General features: G+C 73.6%; 15 protein-coding genes. 6 read left to right on the plus strand and 9 right to left on the minus strand.

The window, feature by feature from the left end; translation table 11 throughout:
- The first annotated feature begins 168 nt into the window (after positions 1-168).
- Both IF89_RS0108220 and idi read left to right on the plus strand, forming a co-directional pair.
- Positions 169-1,479, plus strand: a complete 1,311-nt coding sequence (locus IF89_RS0108220) for a bifunctional class I SAM-dependent methyltransferase/N-acetyltransferase (RefSeq protein WP_030763394.1) — start codon at positions 169-171, stop codon at positions 1,477-1,479.
- Between the two features lie 136 nt (positions 1,480-1,615).
- Positions 1,616-2,215 (plus strand): isopentenyl-diphosphate Delta-isomerase, encoded by a 600-nt coding sequence (gene idi / locus IF89_RS0108225; RefSeq protein ID WP_030763396.1) that lies wholly within the window; start codon positions 1,616-1,618, stop codon positions 2,213-2,215.
- A 90-nt stretch (positions 2,216-2,305) separates the two neighbouring features.
- Here the strand turns inward: idi and IF89_RS0108230 are convergent, their stop codons facing one another.
- Complete coding sequence (locus IF89_RS0108230) at positions 2,306-2,839, minus strand: ATP-binding protein (RefSeq protein ID WP_043193315.1); 534 nt, start codon at positions 2,837-2,839, stop codon at positions 2,306-2,308.
- Positions 2,840-3,044: 205 nt separating this feature from the next.
- Here IF89_RS0108230 and IF89_RS0108235 point away from each other — a divergent pair, with 205 nt between their 5' ends.
- Positions 3,045-3,797, plus strand: a complete 753-nt coding sequence (locus tag IF89_RS0108235) for an enoyl-CoA hydratase/isomerase family protein (RefSeq protein ID WP_030763401.1) — start codon at positions 3,045-3,047, stop codon at positions 3,795-3,797.
- 55 nt (positions 3,798-3,852) lie between these two features.
- Here IF89_RS0108235 and IF89_RS0108240 read toward each other — a convergent pair whose 3' ends face one another.
- A complete protein-coding gene (locus IF89_RS0108240) occupies positions 3,853-4,482 on the minus strand; it encodes a DJ-1/PfpI family protein (RefSeq protein WP_030763404.1) in 630 nt (209 codons plus the stop codon).
- Positions 4,483-4,638: 156 nt separating this feature from the next.
- Between IF89_RS0108240 and IF89_RS0108245 the strand changes: the two genes are divergently transcribed.
- Complete coding sequence (locus tag IF89_RS0108245; protein WP_030763407.1) at positions 4,639-6,276, plus strand: ABC-F family ATP-binding cassette domain-containing protein; 1,638 nt, start codon at positions 4,639-4,641, stop codon at positions 6,274-6,276.
- A gap of 57 nt (positions 6,277-6,333) precedes the next feature.
- Here the strand turns inward: IF89_RS0108245 and IF89_RS0108250 are convergent, their stop codons facing one another.
- The 5 genes from IF89_RS0108250 to IF89_RS0108270 form a co-directional block, all read right to left on the minus strand.
- Positions 6,334-7,113 carry an SDR family NAD(P)-dependent oxidoreductase gene (locus tag IF89_RS0108250; protein ID WP_030763410.1) on the minus strand — a complete coding sequence of 260 codons (780 nt, stop codon included), beginning with the start codon at positions 7,111-7,113 and terminating at the stop codon, positions 6,334-6,336.
- Complete coding sequence (locus IF89_RS0108255) at positions 7,110-8,297, minus strand: MAB_1171c family putative transporter (RefSeq protein ID WP_030763412.1); 1,188 nt, start codon at positions 8,295-8,297, stop codon at positions 7,110-7,112. Before IF89_RS0108255 ends, IF89_RS0108250 begins: the two co-directional genes overlap by 4 nt.
- A complete protein-coding gene (locus tag IF89_RS0108260; protein WP_030763415.1) occupies positions 8,287-8,787 on the minus strand; it encodes an ImmA/IrrE family metallo-endopeptidase in 501 nt (166 codons plus the stop codon). Before IF89_RS0108260 ends, IF89_RS0108255 begins: the two co-directional genes overlap by 11 nt.
- A gap of 292 nt (positions 8,788-9,079) precedes the next feature.
- On the minus strand, positions 9,080-11,536 hold the full coding sequence (locus tag IF89_RS0108265) for a Tex family protein (RefSeq protein ID WP_030763418.1): 2,457 nt from the start codon (positions 11,534-11,536) through the stop codon (positions 9,080-9,082).
- An 84-nt stretch (positions 11,537-11,620) separates the two neighbouring features.
- Positions 11,621-12,484, minus strand: a complete 864-nt coding sequence (locus IF89_RS0108270) for an SCO6745 family protein (protein ID WP_030763421.1) — start codon at positions 12,482-12,484, stop codon at positions 11,621-11,623.
- Positions 12,485-12,835: 351 nt separating this feature from the next.
- Between IF89_RS0108270 and IF89_RS0108275 the strand changes: the two genes are divergently transcribed.
- Positions 12,836-14,353: a M1 family metallopeptidase gene (locus IF89_RS0108275; protein WP_030763423.1), complete on the plus strand. Its 1,518-nt coding sequence runs from the start codon at positions 12,836-12,838 to the stop codon at positions 14,351-14,353.
- A gap of 90 nt (positions 14,354-14,443) precedes the next feature.
- Here IF89_RS0108275 and IF89_RS0108280 read toward each other — a convergent pair whose 3' ends face one another.
- On the minus strand, positions 14,444-15,340 hold the full coding sequence (locus IF89_RS0108280; RefSeq protein WP_030763425.1) for an oxygenase MpaB family protein: 897 nt from the start codon (positions 15,338-15,340) through the stop codon (positions 14,444-14,446).
- Positions 15,341-15,470: 130 nt separating this feature from the next.
- On the opposite strand from IF89_RS0108280, the gene sph reads away from it, so the two are divergent.
- Positions 15,471-16,460 (plus strand): sphingomyelin phosphodiesterase, encoded by a 990-nt coding sequence (sph, locus tag IF89_RS0108285; RefSeq protein WP_030763428.1) that lies wholly within the window; start codon positions 15,471-15,473, stop codon positions 16,458-16,460.
- A gap of 55 nt (positions 16,461-16,515) precedes the next feature.
- On the opposite strand, the gene IF89_RS0108290 is transcribed toward sph, so the two are convergent.
- Positions 16,516-18,357, minus strand: a complete 1,842-nt coding sequence (locus IF89_RS0108290) for an AMP-dependent synthetase/ligase (RefSeq protein WP_030763431.1) — start codon at positions 18,355-18,357, stop codon at positions 16,516-16,518.
- Positions 18,358-18,417 lie beyond the last annotated feature (60 nt).

Below are 18,417 nucleotides of genomic sequence, written 5' to 3' on the forward strand. Positions count from 1 at the left end.
AGCGGTATGGAGGTGGGTTGATGACCGTCGCAGTGGTCGCGGCCGTGCGCTGCGAACTCCGGTACATCCCCCTTTCCCTCCGGGCGACCGGCCGGGCCTGATCCACCGTTCTCCGGCGTCCGCCGGGGACCCCCGGATCGGCCGGAGCCCCTTTTCCCAGGGTTCACGTTGACCGACAACCTGCACGACACCGACCACAACGCCTTCTTCGAGGCGTTCCTCACCCTCCACCACGGGCTGCCCCGGCAGGCGCCGGGCTCCGACGCCAGCACCCGCCGCCTGCTCTCGCTGTGCGGACCGCTGCCCGCCCGGCCCCGCGTCCTGGACCTGGGCTGCGGCCCGGGCCGCAGCGCGCTGCTGCTCGCCGCCGAGGCGGGCGCAAGCGCTCCGGGCGGCGGCGCCGAGGTGACCGCCGTCGACCTGCACGCCCCCTTCCTCGACGAGCTCCGGGCGGCCGCCGCCGCCCGCGGGCTCGCCGACCGCGTCCGCGCGGTCCAGGCGGACATGAACGCGCTCCCCGCCGGGGAGGTCGAGGACGGCTCCTTCGACCTCGTCTGGGCGGAGGGCTCCGCCTACATCCTGGGCTTCGACACCGCCCTCGCGCGGTGGAAGCGGCTGCTCGCGCCCGGCGGCACGCTCGTGCTGACCGAGTGCGAGTGGACGGTCGACGAGCCGTCCGCCGGGGCGCGCGCCTTCTGGGACCCGCAGTACCCGCTGCGTTCCACCGCCGGCAACGTCGCGGCCGCGCGGGCCGCCGGCTACCGGGTGCTCGGGATCCACCACCTGCCCGGCTCGGACTGGGACGAGTACTACGGCCCGCTCGCCGAGCGGGTCCGCGACCGGGACGGCGACGGCTCCCCCGCGATGGCGCGGGCCGTGGCCGCCACCCGCGAGGAGCTCGACGTACGGGCCCGCCACGGGCACGAGTACGGCTATACGGGCTACGTCCTGCAGCCGGTGGAGGCCTCCGGCGGCGACGCCTGGCCGGCCCGGCCGGAGACCGCGGCGGACGCCCCCGCCGTGCGGGCGGTCCACCTGGCAGCCTTCGAGACCCCGCTGGAGGCGGATCTCGTGGATGCGCTGCGCGCGGACGGCTCCTGGCTGCCGGGGCTGTCGTACGTGGCCGAGGCCCCCGACGGGTCGGTCGCGGCGCACGCCCTGCTCACCCGGTGCGAGGTCGGCGGCGCTGCGGCACTGGCGCTGGCGCCGGTGGCCGTCGATCCGGCGTACCAGCGCTCGGGGGCGGGTACCGCGGTCGTGCGGGCGCTGCTCGCGGCGGCCGGGGAGCGGGGCGAGTCGCTGGTGCTGGTCCTCGGGCATCCGGCCTACTATCCGCGCTTCGGTTTCGTCCCGGCGTCGCGGTTCGGGATCCGGGCGCCCTTCGAGGCTCCGGACGAGGCCGTGATGGCGCTGGTGCTGGACGGCTCCGTCCCGGTCCCTGCGGGCACGATCGCGTATCCGGCCCCGTTCGGAGTCTGACGCGCGGACGCCTGGTGACGTGGTCCGCCCCCCTCCTAGCACGCGGCGGGGGGCGGACATGCGCGGATGTCCGAAGTGGGGACAAGCCTCTTTTGTACGGCAGACTGAAGGCCGAAGTCCGAAGCGAAGGATGGGTATGCCGACCACACCAGCCACCGCCGCGAACAGCGCGTCCCACGGCACCGGTACTCAAGAACCGATCATGCTCGAACTGGTCGACGAGTCCGGCAACACCATCGGCACGGCGGAGAAGCTCTCCGCCCATCAGGCTCCCGGGCAGCTGCACCGGGCCTTCTCCGTGTTCCTTTTCGACGAGCAGGGCCGTCTGCTGCTGCAGCAGCGGGCCCTCGGGAAGTACCACTCCCCCGGCGTCTGGTCGAACACCTGTTGCGGCCACCCGTACCCCGGGGAGTCGCCGTTCGCGGCGGCGGCCCGGCGGACCCACGAGGAGCTGGGGCTGTCGCCGTCGCTGCTCGCGCAGGCGGGGACGGTGCGCTACAACCACCCGGACCCCGCGTCGGGCCTCGTGGAGCAGGAGTTCAATCACCTGTTCGTGGGACTTGCGCAGTCCGCCGTGCGGCCGGACCCGGAGGAGGTCGAGGACACCGCCTTCGTCACCGCGGAGGAGCTGGCGAAGCGGCACGCCGAGGTGCCGTTCTCGGCCTGGTTCATGACCGTGCTGGACGCTGCGCGGCCGGCGATCCGCGAGCTGACCGGCGACGCGGCGGGCTGGTAGCGCTTACGCCGTCCCGGCTGCCCCGCGGTCTCCGGCGCTCCTGCCGTCGCGCCGGCCCGTCCCGGCTTCGCCGCCCCGGCCGTCAGCCGCTCAGCGCGGGGTCGGCGGGGCGGCGAGCGGGAGGGCCGCCCAGATGACCTTGCCGCCGGTCGAGGTGTGTTCGACGTCGCAGACCCCGCCGGACTCCAGGGTGATCTCGCGGACCAGGAGCAGGCCGCGGCCTCCGGTCTGGCCGAAGTCGGCCTCCAGCGCCTTGGGGCGGTAGGGGTGGTTGTCCTCGACGGCGACCCGCACCCACTCACGGCCGATGGCGACCTCGACGGCCACTTCGGGCGAGAGCAGGGCGGCGTGCCGGACCGAGTTCGTCACGAGTTCGGAGACGATCAGGAGCAGGGCGTACACGAGGTCCTGATGGGCCGGCACCCCCTGGCGCCCGAGCAGGTCCCGGACGGCCCGGCGGGCCTGCGGAACGGATTCTTCAACGGCGGGAGCGGTGAACCTCCATACACCCTCGTACGCGAGGGGGTGGTGGGCCGGGGCCCCCGGGGCCCCCTCCGCGGCTTGTGGGCCGCTCCCGCTGGCGTCCATCTTCCGGCCCCCGTCTTCACGCTCGATCGTCTCCACGCGACAAGAGTGGTGAAGGGGCGGGTGCGGCCCGGACTGCTGACCAGAAGTCAGCGCCTATCGGACACTTTCTGACCATTGGCTTATGACGGCGTCAGTTGTTGTCTGTTCCTGATCTTCTCGCCGCAACCGTGCCTGCCGCCGGGGCATCGCGCGGCGGACTCCTCCGATCAGCGGATCGAACGCCCGGGATAGCATCCGGCGCATGGAAGCAGCCCTGGACGCCACCCTCCTGCACACGGTCGCCGACGGGGTCGCCACCGTCGTCGTCTCGCACCCGGCCAAGCGCAACGCGATGACCGCCGCGATGTGGCGGGCGCTTCCCGGGCTGCTGGACACTCTGGCCCGCGACCCTGCCGTACGGGTGCTCGTCCTCACCGGCGCGGGTCCGACCTTCTGCGCGGGCGCGGACATCTCCTCCCTCACCGGCGACGAGGACCCGCGCGCCCTGGCGGTGGCGGCGGAGGAGGCCCTGGCGGCCTTCCCGAAGCCGACGCTGGCGGCGATCCGCGGGTTCTGCGTGGGCGGCGGAAGCCAGCTGGCGGCCGCCTGCGACCTGCGCTTCGCCGAGGAGGGGGCGTCCTTCGGGGTCACCCCGGCGAAGCTGGGCATCGTCTACCCGGCGTCGTCCACGCGCCGGCTCGCCTCCCTGGTGGGCCCGGCCTGGGCCAAGTACCTCCTGTTCTCCGCGGAGCTGATCGGGGCGGAGCAGGCACTGCGCGCCGGCTTCCTGAACGAGCTGCTGCCGACCGGCGGGCTGGACGAGCGCGTCGCGGAGTTCACCCGGGTCCTGGCCGCCCGCTCGCAGTTGACCCAGGCGGCGGCCAAGGAGTTCACGGACGGCCGCACCGGCCGGGACGGGTACTGGGAGGGGCAGGCGGCCGGGAGCGCGGACACCGCCGAAGGGGTCGCCGCGTTCCTGGAGCGCCGCACCCCCCACTTCACCTGGACCCCGTGAGGGCCTGGCCCGTACCCGCCCGCGCGCCGGCCCTCATCCCCCCGGCCGGTCGGGCTCAGCCCGGCGTGCCGTTGCCACGCAGCCGCTCGACGAGGGCGGCCGGGGCCTTGTCGGGCGAGCCCGCGTCGTAGGGCGGCCGCGGGTCGTACTCCGTCATCAGCTGGACGGCCTGCGCGTAGTCGTCCCCGGCGATCCGGCCCAGCAGGGTGAGTCCCATGTCGATCCCGGCGGACACCCCGGCGGCGGTCACGTACTTCCCGTCGAACACCACGCGCTCGCCGGTGGGTTCGACGCCGAGCCGCGGCAACCGGTCCAGGTAGAGCCAGTGGCTGGTGGCCCGCCGGCCCTGCAGCAGCCCGGCGGAGGCCAGCAGCAGGGATCCGGTGCACACCGAGGTGGTCCAGGCAGTGGTCGCGTCGACCGTCCTCAGCCAGTCCATGACCACCGGATTGGCCATCTCCCGTTCGGGGTGCGGCCCGCCCGGCACGAGGACGATGTCGGGCCGGGTGACCTCGTCGAGCCCCTTGTCGGCGACGAGCGCGAGGGCCCCGTTGTCGGTCCGCACGGCCCCGGGCCGCTCGGAGACGAAGACGACGTCGGCACCGGTCAGCCGGCCGAGGGTGTCGAACGGGCCGACGGCGTCGAGGGCGGTGAAGCGGTCGTAGAGCAGGACGGCGATCTGCATGGGTCCTCCGGAGCGGTCGATCGGCTTGCGGCCCGGCCCCTGCCCCCCGCACACCGGACCTTCGAGAACGTACCGTGTCCGCTCGGGCGCACTCCGTCACCATCGGACCGCCGTCATCCGGAGCGGGGCCGGCGCGCCGATAGGATCGGCCCCATCATGACTGCAACCCTCGTCGCCAAGAAGCTCACCGCCGCGCACGGTGAGCGCACGCTGTTCGCCGATCTCGACCTCGTCGTCGCGCCCGGCGACGTCATCGGCCTCGTCGGCGTGAACGGCGCCGGGAAGTCCACCCTGCTGCGCCTGCTCGCCGGGCTGGACACCCCCGAGACCGGGGAACTGCGGCTCTCGCCGCCCACCGCCGCGGTCGGCCACCTCCCCCAGGAGCCGGAGCGCCGGCCCGAGGAGTCGGTCCGCGACTTCCTGGCCCGGCGTACGGGCGTGGCCGCCGCCCAGGCGGACCTCGACGCGGCGACGCAGGGGCTGGTGGACGGCACGCCGGGCGCGGACGACGCGTACGCGACCGCCCTCGACCGGTGGCTGGACCTCGGCGGCGCCGATCTCGACGAGCGCGCCCAGGAGGTCGCCGACGACCTCGGCCTCGCCGTCGGCCTCGACCTGCCGATGACGGCGCTGTCCGGCGGCCAGGCGGCCCGTGCGGGCCTGGCCTCGCTGCTCCTGTCCCGCTACGACGTCTTCCTCCTCGACGAGCCCACCAACGACCTGGACCTGGACGGGCTGGAACGGCTGGAGCGGTTCGTCAAGGGGCTGCGCGCCGGCACCGTCGTGATCAGCCACGACCGCGAGTTCCTGGCGCGGACCGTCACCAAGGTGCTCGAACTGGACCTGGCGCAGCAGCAGATCAACCTCTACGGCGGCGGCTACGACTCCTACCTGGAAGAGCGCGCGCGGGCCCGCAGCCACGCGCGCGAGGAGTACGAGGAGTACGCGGACAAGAAGACCGCGCTCGAAGGCCGGGCCCAGATGCAGCGCAACTGGATGGACAAGGGCGTGCGCAACGCCCGCCGCAAGTCCACCGACAACGACAAGATCGGCAAGGCGCTGCGCGGCGAGTCCAGCGAGAAGCAGGCCGCGAAGGCCCGTCAGACGCAGCGTGCGATCGAGCGGCTGGAAGTGGTCGAGGAGCCCCGCAAGGAGTGGGAGCTGCGGATGGAGATCGCGGCCGCCCCGCGGTCGGGCTCCGTGGTGGCCACCCTGCGCGAGGCGGCCGTCACCCGCGGGGACTTCGCCTTCGGTCCGGCCAGCCTGCAGATCGACTGGGCGGACCGGGTGGCGATCACCGGGGCCAACGGCGCCGGCAAGTCCACCCTCCTCGCCGTGCTCCTGGGCCGGCTGACTCCGGACTCGGGTGCCGCCACCCTCGGCTCCGGCGTCCTGGTCGGCGAGGTCGACCAGGCGCGCGGCCTCTTCCTCGGCGACGAACCGCTGCTGGAGGCGTTCTGCGCGGCCGTCCCCGACACCGATCCGGCCGAGGTGCGCACCCTGCTGGCCAAGTTCGGCCTGAAGGCGGCGCACGTGCTGCGCCCGGCGGCGACGCTCTCCCCCGGTGAGCGCACCCGCGCCGCCCTGGCACTGCTCCAGGGCCGCGGGGTGAACCTGCTGGTCCTGGACGAGCCGACGAACCACCTCGACCTGCCCGCGATCGAGCAGCTGGAGTCCGCCCTGGACTCCTACGAGGGCACCCTCCTGCTGGTCACGCACGACCGCCGGATGCTCGACGCGGTGCAGGTGACCCGCCGCCTGGAGGTCTCCGGCGGCAAGGTCACCGAACGGTAGCGGCAGCCTTCCCGGCCCGGCGCCCGCACGTTCCGCAGGTCCGGTCGGCGCCGCCGCTCAGACGGCCGGGCCGCTCGGGGGGCGGCGCGCGCGGGCCATCCTCCGGGCGACGAAGGAGCGCGGCAGGTGGCGGACGGCGAGGGCGTAGGCCTGGTAGCGGCGGCCGGGGATGCTGACCGGGCGGCGCAGGGCGAGGTGCCGCAGCGCCTGCTCGACCACGGCCTGCGGCTCCAGCCAGACCGCGTCGCGCAGCGCGCTGACGTCCATCCCGGCCCGTTCCTGGAACTCGGTGCGGGTGAAGCCGGGGACGACCGCCAGGACCCGGACGTTGTGGGGCTCCATGTCCACACGGAGGGACTCGCTGAACGCGGTGATCCAGGCCTTGGCCGCGCCGTAGGTGCCCGTGGGCAGCAGTCCGGCCACCGAGGAGACGTTGACGACGGAGCCGCGGCGGCGCTCGCGCAGGCCGGGCAGCACCGCATGGGTGAGCCGCAGCGGGACCTTGACGAGAAGGTCGAGCATCCGCTCCTCGTCCTCGACCGGGCTGTACGGGAAGGGCGCGGGGAGCCCGAAGCCGGCGTTGTTGACCAGGATGTCCACGGGCCGGGTGCGCTCGGCGAGCCGCGCGGTGACCCGGTCGAGGTCCGCCGGGTCGAGCAGGTCGGCGGGCAGCACCTCGCAGGCGGTGCCGTACTCACGGGCCAGCGCGTCGGCGACGGCGTCCAACCGGTCCTTGTCGCGGGCGACGAGGACCAGGTCGCAGCCCTTGGCGGCGAACCCTCGGGCGAAGGCCGCGCCCAGTCCGGCGCTGGCTCCGGTGATCAGTACGGTGGTCACGGCGCGTTCACTTCCTCATGGGTGGCCGGCGAGGTGTAGGCCGCGGCGACGTCGACGAGGAACCGGGCCTCGTCCGCCAGGTCCCCGCCCGCGTTCGAACTCTGGATGGCGGCGGGCAGTTCCACCGCGGCCGCCTCGCCCGGCCGGCCGGGCAGTCCGGCGAGCTTGGCCCGCCGTGCGTCCGTCAGTACGCGGGCCAGCGCGGCGGCGGTGCGCCGCTGCTCGGGGATCCCCTGTCCGGCGACCCGGCCGCGGGCCTGCTCCAGGGCGCCCGGGCGGGCGTACTCGCCCAGGACCAGGATGGCGTCGCGGGTTTCGATGACCTTGCGGTAGACGAGCAGGTCGCGCTGGACGGGGGGCCACAGCAGCTCGGTGACCCGGGAGCTCCTCGGCTTGTTGAGGGCCACGTGCGGGACCGCCTCCACCAGGTCCCGCCACAGCGGCCACAGCCGCCAGGCGGTGGCGGTGTCGGCGCAGGTGCGGCGGAGGGTGAAGAGGGTCGGCACGAGGATCGCCGCGGCGCGCAGCAGGCCGTGCAGGTTCATCAGGAGCGGGAGGGCGGGCATCGCCCAGGTGCTGCCGAACAGCGCCTTGAGCAGGTAGGCCAGCCAGAACAGTCCGGCGAGCGCGGTACCGAGGCCGAAGAGGCGCAGGCCGGCGGCGAGGCCCCGGCTCCTGGTGCGGCGGCTGTAGCGCCAGCACAGGGCGACGCAGAGGGTGTTGGCGAGGAGGTGGGCCGTGATGAGCACGAGCCAGTACGCCGTGGACGGCACCGGGTCGCCGGCCGGGGGCATGGTGTGCGTGCCGTGGCCGGGCGCGGCGGCGTCCAGGGCCAGGAGCGCGGCCGGCCAGGCCGCGGTGGCGGCGCAGGAGGCGACGGCGAGGCGGCGGCCGCGGGTGGCGGCGGCGACGAAGTACAGCACGGCGCCTGCGGACAGCACCCCGACGAGGTTGCGGACGAGGCCGATGGTGTGGGCGTAGGCCGCGCCCCGGTCCATGGCGTAGGAGACGACGTCCGGCAGGTTCAGGGTCATCGCGGCGGCGGCCGTCGCGACGGCCAGCCACAGGCCGCGCTGCTCGGGCGAGCGCAGGGCGCCCGGTGCCCGCAGCAGGACGGCTGCCCACAGGCACACCACGCTCGGGACGGCGAGCCAGTTGCCGAAGTCGGTCAGGTCAGCCGCCACCGGTGCCCCGCTCGTACCCCATGGCGGACTCCAGCCGGGCCAGGGTGCCCCGGTGCCGGGCGGGGGTGCGCGGGCCGGCGTGGGAGGTGCGGATGCGGATCATGCTCGCGAGCATCTCCGCCTCCTGCTCCTGGCGGGTGGTGTAGTTGGTGCGGCCGAGGACGACGGGGACGCTGCCGTCGCTCTCCCCGGCCTCCAGCGAGTTGTGCCCGAAGAGGATGTGGCCGAGCTCGTGCAGGACGATGTGCTCCCGGTGCAGCGGGGTGGTCTGCGCCTCGTAGAAGACGTAGTCGACGCCGGCCGTGCCCACCCACAGGCCGCAGACCCCGGACTCCGCCGCCTCCTTGGGGAGCGGGTGGAGCCGGATGGGGCGGCCGCGCTGCTCGGCGATCCGCGCGCACAGGTCGTCGAGCGAGAACGGGTGGGTCAGATCCAGATGGCCGAGAATGTTCTCGCACCGTTTACGAAGGCTGAGTTGCCGGTGGGGCATGTGATCCCTCTTCGGACCCTTTCCGGGACAGCGTCGGTAGGCGTGTGTGGGCATGGGCATGACGTCCTGTGCCTTCAAGGCGGCCTCGGGGCATGCAGTCCTGAGGGAGGAAACGCGGAAGCCCGTCCGCCGGGTGACGAACGGGCGTTCCACCATGCCTACAGATCTTGTACGGGAGTTGGCAAGGAAAGTCCCCAGGTGGGGAACCTATTCGGCCATCCCGTACGAAGGTCGGCGCACGCCGGTCGGCCGGGGGCCGCCCGCGGGGTCCGCGGAGCGCCGGCCGCCCGGCTCACCGCTTGCGGCGCTCCTCGGGGCCGGTGAGGCCGGCCCGGCGCAGGGCGTCGGCCATCGCGCTGTTCGCGGGGGCGGGCGCTCCGCTCCCCTGCCTGCGGCCCTGGCCGCCCGGCCCCTGGCCGCGCTGACCCTGGCCACGCTCGCCCTGGCCGCGCTCGCCCTGGCCGCGGCCTCCGCCCTGGCCGCCCGCCGCGCCGCGCTGCTGCGGGGGACGCCCGCCGCCGCGCCGCTCGTCGCGCTGGCGCGGGGCACCCGCGCCGCGCTCGGCCCCGGCCTCGTCCTCCAGCCGCAGGGTGAGGGAGATCCGCTTGCGCGGGATGTCCACGTCCATGACCTTGACGCGGACGATGTCGCCCGGCTTGACCACCTCCCGGGGGTCCTTGACGAAGTTCTTGGACAGCGCCGAGACGTGGGCCAGGCCGTCCTGGTGGACGCCGATGTCGATGAAGGCGCCGAAGGCGGCCACGTTGGTGACGACGCCCTCCAGGATCATGCCGGGGGCCAGGTCGCCGATCTTCTCGACGCCCTCCTTGAAGGTCGCCGTCCTGAAGGCGGGGCGCGGGTCGCGGCCCGGCTTCTCCAGCTCGCGCAGGATGTCGGTCACCGTGGGCAGGCCGAAGGCCTCGGTGACGAACTGCTCGGGCCGCAGGGAGCGCAGGACGCCGGTGTTGCCGATCAGCGCCGCCACTTCGCCCCCCGCCGTCTTCCCCATCGCCCGGACCACCGGGTAGGCCTCGGGGTGCACGGCCGAGGCGTCCAGCGGGTCGTCCCCGCCGCGGATGCGCAGGAAGCCCGCGCACTGCTCGTACGCCTTGGGGCCGAGGCGGGCGACGTCCTTGAGGCCCTTGCGGCTGCGGAAGGGGCCGTGGGCGTCGCGGTGGGCGACGATGTTCTCGGCGAGGGTGCCGCTGATGCCGGAGACCCGCGACAGCAGCGGCGCGGAAGCGGTGTTGACGTCGACGCCGACGCCGTTCACGCAGTCCTCGACCACCGCGTCGAGGGAGCGGGACAGCTTCACCTCGGACAGGTCGTGCTGGTACTGGCCCACGCCGATCGACTTCGGGTCGATCTTGACCAGCTCGGCCAGCGGGTCCTGGAGGCGGCGGGCGATGGAGACGGCGCCGCGGAGCGACACGTCCATGCCCGGCAGTTCCTGCGAGGCGAAGGCGGAGGCCGAGTACACGGAGGCGCCCGCCTCCGAGACCATCACCTTGGTGAGACCGAGTTCGGGGTGGCGGGAGATCAGGTCCCCGGCGAGCTTGTCGGTCTCGCGGGAGGCGGTGCCGTTGCCGATGGCGACCAGCTCGACGGCGTGCTCCTTCGCGAGGCGGGCCAGCGTGGCGAGGGCGGCGTCCCACTTGTTGGCGGGCACGTGCGGGTGGATCACGTCGGTGGCCACGACCTTGCCGGTGGCGTCCACGACGGCGACCTTGACACCGGTGCGGAAGCCCGGGTCGAGGCCGAGGGTGGCCCGGGTGCCGGCGGGAGCCGCGAGGAGCAGGTCGCGCAGGTTCGACGCGAAAACGCGCACGGCCTCGTCCTCGGCGGCCTGGCGCAGCCGCATCCGCAGGTCGATGCCGAGGTGCACCTGGACCTTGGTGCGCCAGCACCAGCGGACCGTGTCCGCGAGCCACTTGTCGCCGGGGCGGCCGCGGTCCGCGACGCCGAAGCGGCGCGCGATCATGCCCTCGTAGGTGGAGGGGCCGGGGCGGTCGGCGTCCTCGGGGGCCTCGGGTTCCAGGGTGAGGTCGAGGACCTCCTCCTTCTCGCCCCGCAGCATCGCGAGGACGCGGTGCGAGGGCAGCGCGGTGAACGGCTCGGCGAAGTCGAAGTAGTCGGCGAACTTGGCGCCCGCCTCCTCCTTGCCCTCGCGGACCCTGGCGGCGAGCCGGCCGCGGCTCCACATGCGCTCGCGGAGCTCGCCGATCAGGTCGGCGTCCTCGGCGAACCGCTCGGTGAGGATGGCGCGGGCGCCGTCCAGGGCGGCGGCCGGGTCGGCGACGCCCCTGTCCGCGTCGACGAACGCGGCGGCCGCGGCGGCCGGTTCCACCGACGGGTCGGCGAGCAGGCCGTCCGCGAGCGGTTCCAGACCGGCCTCGCGGGCGATCTGCGCCTTGGTGCGGCGCTTGGGCTTGAAGGGGAGGTAGATGTCCTCCAGACGCGCCTTGGTGTCGGCCGCGTTGATCCGGGCCTCCAGCTCGGCGTCGAGCTTGCCCTGCTCCCTTACGGAGTCCAGGACCGCCGCGCGCCGCTCCTCCAGCTCGCGCAGATACCTCAGCCGCTCCTCCAGGGTGCGCAGCTGGGCGTCGTCGAGCATCTCGGTCGCTTCCTTGCGGTAGCGCGCGATGAACGGCACGGTGGAGCCGCCGTCGAGCAGCTCGACGGCGGCCTTGACCTGCCGCTCCCGTACGCCGAGCTCCTCGGCGATCCTGCCTTCGATGGACATCGTCACGATCGGGTCCCGCCTGCCTTCGTTTGCACTGGAAGGCTGCCAATTGTGGCAGGTGGTCGTGGGGGACCGCGGGAGCCCTGCCCGTCAGGGCCTGCCCATGAGGTCGCGCGGGAAGGCGCCGGCGCTCACGGCCTTGACGACGAGGGCGCCGCCCAGCTCGGACAGGCGGGCCAGGCCGTCCGCGCCGAGGTGCTCGTAGGGCGCGGCGTCGAGGCGGTCGGTGTCGCTCTCGAGCCGTTCGCGCAGGGCCGCGCCCTCCTCGGTCAGGTCGCCGGCGGCGTCGAGCACGCCGCGCTCGCGCAGCCGGCCGGCCGCGGCGTCGAGGTCGTCCTGCGTCCAGCCGCGCATGCCCCTGAGCCATTTCGCCGTCATGCCCCTGCCGGTGGCGGTGTGGCTGACCAGGGCTTCCACCGGGTCCAGGCCGGCGAGGAGCAGGGCGGCGAGGTGGCCGTCCCCGCGGTGCTCGCGCAGCAGCGTGGTGGCGTGCCACAGCCGCAGGTGCGGCTCCTCGGGTACGGGAAGGTCGGCGTGGGCCGCGTACAGGGTCCGGGCGTGCCGGGTGCACCCCTCGGTGGCGCGCATCGCCAGGTCGGCGGCTTCGGCCACCTCGGGGGACGTGACGGTGTCGGCGCCGAGGAGGCGGGTCAGCGCTGCGTCGGCGGCGCGCAGCCGGGCGGCGACCGCCTGGGCGGGGGTGACGGTGTCCCAGACGGCCGGCAGGTGTCGGGCGACGAGGTCGTGGCGGTAGTTGTAGAAGGCGGCGGTGACCGCGCCGGCCCCGACGGCGCCCATCGCGGCGGACCGGTGCGCCAGGTTGACGGCGACGGGGTCCGCTATCCCGAGGGCGGCGAACTCCTCGGCGATTTCCGGCGAGAAGTAGACGGTGGCGTGCAGCGGGTTGATGGCACCGTGCCAGCAGCGCCGTGCGGCGAGCGGATGAAGGGTCATGGACGGCACGGTACCGACTGTCCGGTACGGCGAGGGAGGGGCGGCCTCCTCATCGGGCCGCCGCTGGTCCGATCCGGACGATCCGGGGGGGGCGGGGGCGGGGCGTTCGGTGGCGGCGACGGGCTCCGACCGGCGGGGTGCCGGGGCGCCGGTCCGCAGGCCGGAGCGGTGCAACGGGCCGGGCGGTGCCCGGGAAGCCGGTGTCAGGACCGTTCCTGCGGCGGACCCGTGACGGCCGAATGGCGATCGTGTGACAGCAGGGGCCATGGACATGACCTGGGCGTCCAGGGGTGAATACGGTCGAGCGACGACCTTGAACCGAGCTGTCTCCCCTACCACTTGGAGTCATTCGTGCACCGCAAAGTCATCGTCCCGAGCGTGCTCGCCGCTTCCCTGCTGCTGGTGATCCCGGCGTCGGCGGCGAGCTCCGGTCCGGGCGCCCCGGGTATCGGCGATCCCTACTACCCGGCCAGCGGCAACGGCGGATACGACGTGTCGCACTACGACCTGCGCCTGAAGTACCAGCCGACGACCGACCTGTTGGAGGGCACCGCGACCCTCATCGCCACCGCCAAGCAGGACCTGTCGCGCTTCAACCTCGACTTCGGCCTGAAGGTCAGCGAGATCCGGGTCAACGGCGCGAAGGCGAAGTTCGCCGCGTCCGGCGCCCACGAGGTGGAGGTGACCCCGGCGAAGCCGCTGGCGCGCAACACCCCGCTGACCGTGGTCGTCACGTACGCCGGCAAGCCCTCCGAGCTGAAGATCGACGGCTGGACGGCCTGGCACCGCACCCCGGACGGCGGCGTGGCGGCGCAGGAGCCCGACTCGGCGGTCTGGTGGTTCCCCAGCAACGACCACCCGCTGGACAAGGCCACCTTCGACGTCTCGGTCAACGTGCCCGACGGCACCCAGGCCATCAGCAACGGCGTGCTGCAGTCCCAGACGTCGCGGCTCGGCTGGACGCGGTACAACTGGCGCTCCAACAAGCCGCAGGCCACGTACCTGGCCACCCTCGCCGTCGGCAGGTTCGACATCACCACCGACCGGACGGCGAGCGGGCTGCCGATCGTCAACGCCTACAGCAAGGACCTCGGCGACAACGCGGGCGCGGCGCGCGCGAGCGTGGAGCGGACCGGCGAGGTCACCGAGTGGCTGGAGGGGGTCTTCGGCCCGTATCCGTTCAACGCGCTCGGCGGCTACGTACCGAACGTGAACGCCGGCTTCGCCCTGGAGACCCAGACGCGGCCGTTCTACGGCCCGCGCCAGTTCCAGAACGGCGCCAACGTCTCCGTGGTCGTGCACGAGCTGGCCCACCAGTGGTACGGCGACAGCGTCTCCGTCGAGGGCTGGAAGGACATCTGGATCAACGAGGGGTTCGCCCGCTACAGCCAGTGGCTCTGGTCGGAGAAGGAGGGCGAGGGCACCGCCCAGGAGCTCGCCGACTGGGCCTACTCCCTGCGCCCGGCGGAGGACGCGTTCTGGCAGGTCAAGCCGGGTGACCCCGGCCCGGAGAACCAGTTCCACGGTGCCGTGTACGACCGTGGCGCCCTTGCCCTGCAGGCGCTGCGCAACGAGATCGGCGACGAGAAGTTCTTCCAGATCCTCAAGGGCTGGCCGACCGAGCGGGCCTACGGCAACGCCAAGGTCGGGGACTTCGTGCGGTACGCGGAGAAGGTTTCCGGCAAGCCGCTGGCCCAGCTGTTCGAGACCTGGCTCTACACCCCGGGCAAGCCCGCCGCGTCGGCGCTGAACCCGGCGGCGGCCCGGCCCGAGGCCCGCTCGGCACAGCCGTCCGCCCCGGCGAAGCCCACCGCGGAGCCCAGGTCCTGGAAGAAGATCGCGGAGACGAACACCGTCCACGACCACTGACGCGGGCACACCCCGCAGCCGCGTCCGGCCCCCGCCTGCCGCGGGGGCCGGACGGCCGTCGGCAGCCCTCCGTCGTGTCGGCGGCGGCCGTCAGGGGCGTCCCGCGCGCCACTGGGCGCGTGCCCGGTAGGCGATCGGCAGGTAGCGCAGGCGTTCGGGAAGCAGGGGGACGATCAGGCGGACGGCGGTGCTGAAGCGGCGCAGCCGGCGTTCCTGGGCGGGACTCCACTCCAGCCCGATCGCGGCACGCGCCTCGGGCGGCATGTACCCGGCGGTGACGAAGGCCCGCAGGTGCAGGAAGGCCGCCCGCAGCGCGGGCCAGGTCAGCCGGAGCAGCAGCCGGACGGGGAGCGGGCCGCCCGGGGGCCGGGGCAGCGGCACGTCGGTGGCGACCAGCTCGCGGGCGACCGCGGTCGGCTCGATCTCCTCGGCCAGCATCCGCGCCCAGTAGGTCCAGTACTCCTCGATGGTCTGCGGCATGTCCCGGTCGTGGAGGCCGAGGATCCGGCCGACCTGGAGCCACTCCCGGTAGAGCTGCTGTTCCTGGGCGGGGGTGAAGCGGCGCAGGAGGTAGCGCCCGGCGTACAGGTAGACGGGGAAGCCGGTGGCGTGCACCCACGCGTAGCAGGCGGGGTCGAGGGAGTGGTAGCGCCGGCCGCGGGTGTCGGTGCCCTGGATGTCCTTGTGCAGGCGGCGGACCCGGCGGCCCTCCTCGGCCGCGCCCTCGCCGCCGTACACCCACAGCTGGACCGATCGCAGGGAGCGCTCGCCGCGGCCCCAGGGGTCCGTGCGGAAGACGGAGTACTGGTCGACGCCGGCCGCGATGGCCGGGTGCGCCACCTGCAGGGTGAAGGCGGCGGGCAGCATCAGCAGCGCCCGGACGTCGCCGGCGATGGTCCACAGCACACCGCCCGGCGGGGGCGGCGCGGGGTCGGTGCGGCGCGTGGTCGCAGGTCCGGCGGGGTGTGCCGAGTCCCTCTTCGTCATAGGACAAGTATGCGAGCACCGGACGGCCGTCTCACGGACAGAAAGTCGCTGCACGGGTGTTACCCAGAGGTAACTGCTGCTGCTTGTATGACCGCGTCGATCTTCCCCCGCAGGAATGACGGAGACCTCCATGCTGCTTTCCACGACCCGCTCGCGCCGCGCCGCCGCCACGGCCGTCGCCGCGGTCGCCGCATGCGCCCTGGCCGCCACCACCGCGCCCGCCGCCACGGCCGCGGAGAACGCCGCCACGCCGCGGCTCAGCGTCCTGTCGTACAACGTGTTCCTGATGAGCAAGAACCTCTACCCGAACTGGGGGCAGGACCACCGGGCCGCGGAGATCCCGAAGACCTCCTTCTACCAGGGCCACGACGTGGTCGTGCTCCAGGAGGCCTTCGACAACAGCTCCTCGGACGCGCTCAAGGCGAACTCCGCCGCGCAGTACCCGTACCAGACCCCGGTCGTCGGCCGCAGCAGGACCGGCTGGGACGCCACCGGCGGCGCCTACTCCTCCACCACCCCGGAGGACGGTGGCGTCACGATCCTCAGCAAGTGGCCGATCGTCCGCAAGGAGCAGTTCGTCTTCAAGGACGCCTGCGGCGCCGACTGGTGGTCCAACAAGGGCTTCGCCTATGTCGTGCTGAACGTGAACGGCGCGAAGGTGCACGTGGTCGGCACGCACGCCCAGTCCACCGACCCGGGCTGCGGCGCGGGCGAGGCCGCGCAGATGCGCGCCCGTCAGTTCCGGGCCGTCGACGCCTTCCTGGACGGCAAGAACATACCGGCGAACGAGCAGGTCATCCTGGCGGGCGACCTCAACGTCGACTCCCGCACCCCCGAGTACGCGAGCCTGCTCGCCAACGCCGACCTGGCCGACTCCGACTCCCGCACGGGCCACCCGTACTCCTTCGACACCGCGCTGAACTCGGTGGCGAAGTACCGCTACCCGACGGACCCCCGCGAGGACCTGGACTACGTGCTCCACCGCAAGGGCAACGCCCGCCCGGCGGGCTGGGAGAACAACGTGGTCCTGGAGGAGTCGGCGCCCTGGACGGTCTCCAGCTGGGGCACCTCCTACACCTACACCAACCTCAGCGACCACTACCCGGTGATCGGGCGCTGACGCCACCGTCCCGGCCGGCGGGCGCGGGTGTGCCCGCCGGCCGGCGCTGGGCGGGTCACGCCGACTCGTGCGGCTCCTCGTAGAGGGCGTCGATGTGGGCTCGGTACTTGTCGCGGACGATGCGGCGGCGGAGCTTCAGGGACGGGGTGAGCTCGCCGGTCGCGGGGCCCCACTCCTCGGTCAGCAGGCGGTAGCGCTTGATCTGCTCGGTCCGGTTGAGCCGCGCGTTGGCCGCCTCGACGGCCCGGGCGATCTCCTCCCGGACGGCGGGGTGCTCGGCGAGCGCGCTCGGGGATGCGGCCTCGATGCCCCGGGAGGCCGCCCACACCGGGGCCAGCTCGGTGTCCAGGACGAGCAGGGCGACGAGGTAGGAGCGGCCGTCGCCGTGCACCAGCGCCTGGCCGATCAGCGGATGCTCCTTGACCGTGTTCTCCACCAGCGCGGGCGAGACGTTCTTCCCGTTCGACGTGATGATCAGTTCCTTCTTGCGGTCGGTGATCCAGAGGAAGCCGTCCTCGTCGATCCGGCCGACGTCTCCCGTGGGGAACCAGCCCTCCGCGTCGCAGGCGCTCTCCACGGAGCCGTCCGGCCGCAGGTAGCCGCCGAAGACGGTCGCGCCGCGCGTGAAGACCTCCCCGTCCTCGGCGATCCGCAGCTCCAGCCCCTCGATCGGGCGGCCCACCGAGCCCAGCCGGAAGCCGTCGGCGCTGTTGAGCGTGCACACCCCGGCCGTCTCGGTGAGCCCCCAGGCGTCCATGATCGTGATGCCCCAGCCGGCCCAGAAGCGGACGACGTCCAGGGGCATCGGCGCGGTGGCGCTGGCGGTCCAGGCGAGCCGGTCCATGCCGGCGAGGTGCAGCAGCGGGTCCAGCGTCCGTTCCTTCGCCGCGGCGTACGAGGCTTCGAGCGCGGCGGGCACCTCCTCGCCGCGCTCCAGGTGGCCGGCCCTGGCCCGGGCGAGATCGTTGGCCGCCTCGATGGCGTTGCGCTGCTCCTCGGGGAGCTGGGCGAGGACCGCGCGGACGGAGGCGGCGAGCTTCTCCCACACGCGGGGCACCCCGAAGAACTGCACGGGCCGCAGTTCGCGGACGGCGGCCGACACGGCGGCGGGATCGGCGCACAGCATGACGTGCGAGGCCCGCAGGAGGGGCAGGTAGATGCCGAGGACCCGCTCGGCGATGTGCGCGAAGGGCAGGTAGCAGATGTGCTCGGCGTGCTCGGGCAGGTCCACCCGCCGGTCGAGGCGGACGGCCTGCAGGATCAGGTTGCGGTGGGTCAGCCGGACGCCCTTGGGGTCACCGGTGGTGCCCGAGGTGTAGACGACGGTGAGCGGGTCCTCGGGCCGGGTCTCCTGCCAGTCCTTCTCGAAGGCGTCGGCGCGGTGGAGGCGGGCGCCGCTCGCGTACAGGGAGGCGTAGGTGCCGTGCGGGCCGGCCTCGGCGGCCTCGGCGACGACGAGGCGCTCCAGGGGGACGTCGGCAGCGGCCAGCAGCGGCTCCCACCGGGCGAGCTCGCCGGCTCCCTCGACGACGGCGACCCGGGCGCGGCTGTGGCGGGCGATGTGCGCGATCTGCTCGGGCGCGGAGGTCCCGTACACCGTGACGGGTACGGCGCCGAGGTGGAAGAGGGCGAGGTCGCTGAGCCAGTGCTCGGGGCGGTTGCCCATCATCAGCAGGACGTGCTCTCCGCGCCCGACGCCGAGGGCGGCGTAGCCGGCGGCGAGGACGGCGACCTTGCGGCGGACCTCGGACCAGGTGAGGGTCGTCCAGCCGGCCGCGTCGGGGCCGGTTCGCCAGGAGAGGGCGGGGAGGTCCCCGTGCTCGGCGGCGTTGCGGGCCAGCAGGGCGGAGAAGGTGATCTCTTCGGGTCGTCCGGGCAGTCGCAGGTTCGTGGTCATGGGCAGCTCCTGGCCGTTTCACATCGTTGGTGCGACAGCAATACTGTTGAACCCAAGCTG

Origin of the sequence: Streptomyces sp. NRRL F-2664, assembly GCF_000719345.1 — a bacterium.
In the GTDB taxonomy this organism is placed as follows: domain Bacteria; phylum Actinomycetota; class Actinomycetes; order Streptomycetales; family Streptomycetaceae; genus Streptomyces.

Excerpts from the sequence above, each read along its gene's own strand:
- idi (WP_030763396.1), top strand. The coding sequence starts at position 1,616 with ATGCCGACCACACCAGCCACCGCCGCGAACAGCGCGTCCCACGGCACC.
- IF89_RS0108235 (WP_030763401.1), top strand. The coding sequence starts at position 3,045 with ATGGAAGCAGCCCTGGACGCCACCCTCCTGCACACGGTCGCCGACGGG.
- IF89_RS0108240 (WP_030763404.1), bottom strand. The coding sequence starts at position 4,482 with ATGCAGATCGCCGTCCTGCTCTACGACCGCTTCACCGCCCTCGACGCC.
- IF89_RS0108245 (WP_030763407.1), top strand. The coding sequence starts at position 4,639 with ATGACTGCAACCCTCGTCGCCAAGAAGCTCACCGCCGCGCACGGTGAG.
- IF89_RS0108260 (WP_030763415.1), bottom strand. The coding sequence starts at position 8,787 with ATGCCCCACCGGCAACTCAGCCTTCGTAAACGGTGCGAGAACATTCTC.
- IF89_RS0108270 (WP_030763421.1), bottom strand. The coding sequence starts at position 12,484 with ATGACCCTTCATCCGCTCGCCGCACGGCGCTGCTGGCACGGTGCCATC.
- IF89_RS0108280 (WP_030763425.1), bottom strand. The coding sequence starts at position 15,340 with ATGACGAAGAGGGACTCGGCACACCCCGCCGGACCTGCGACCACGCGC.
- sph (WP_030763428.1), top strand. The coding sequence starts at position 15,471 with ATGCTGCTTTCCACGACCCGCTCGCGCCGCGCCGCCGCCACGGCCGTC.
- IF89_RS0108290 (WP_030763431.1), bottom strand. The coding sequence starts at position 18,357 with ATGACCACGAACCTGCGACTGCCCGGACGACCCGAAGAGATCACCTTC.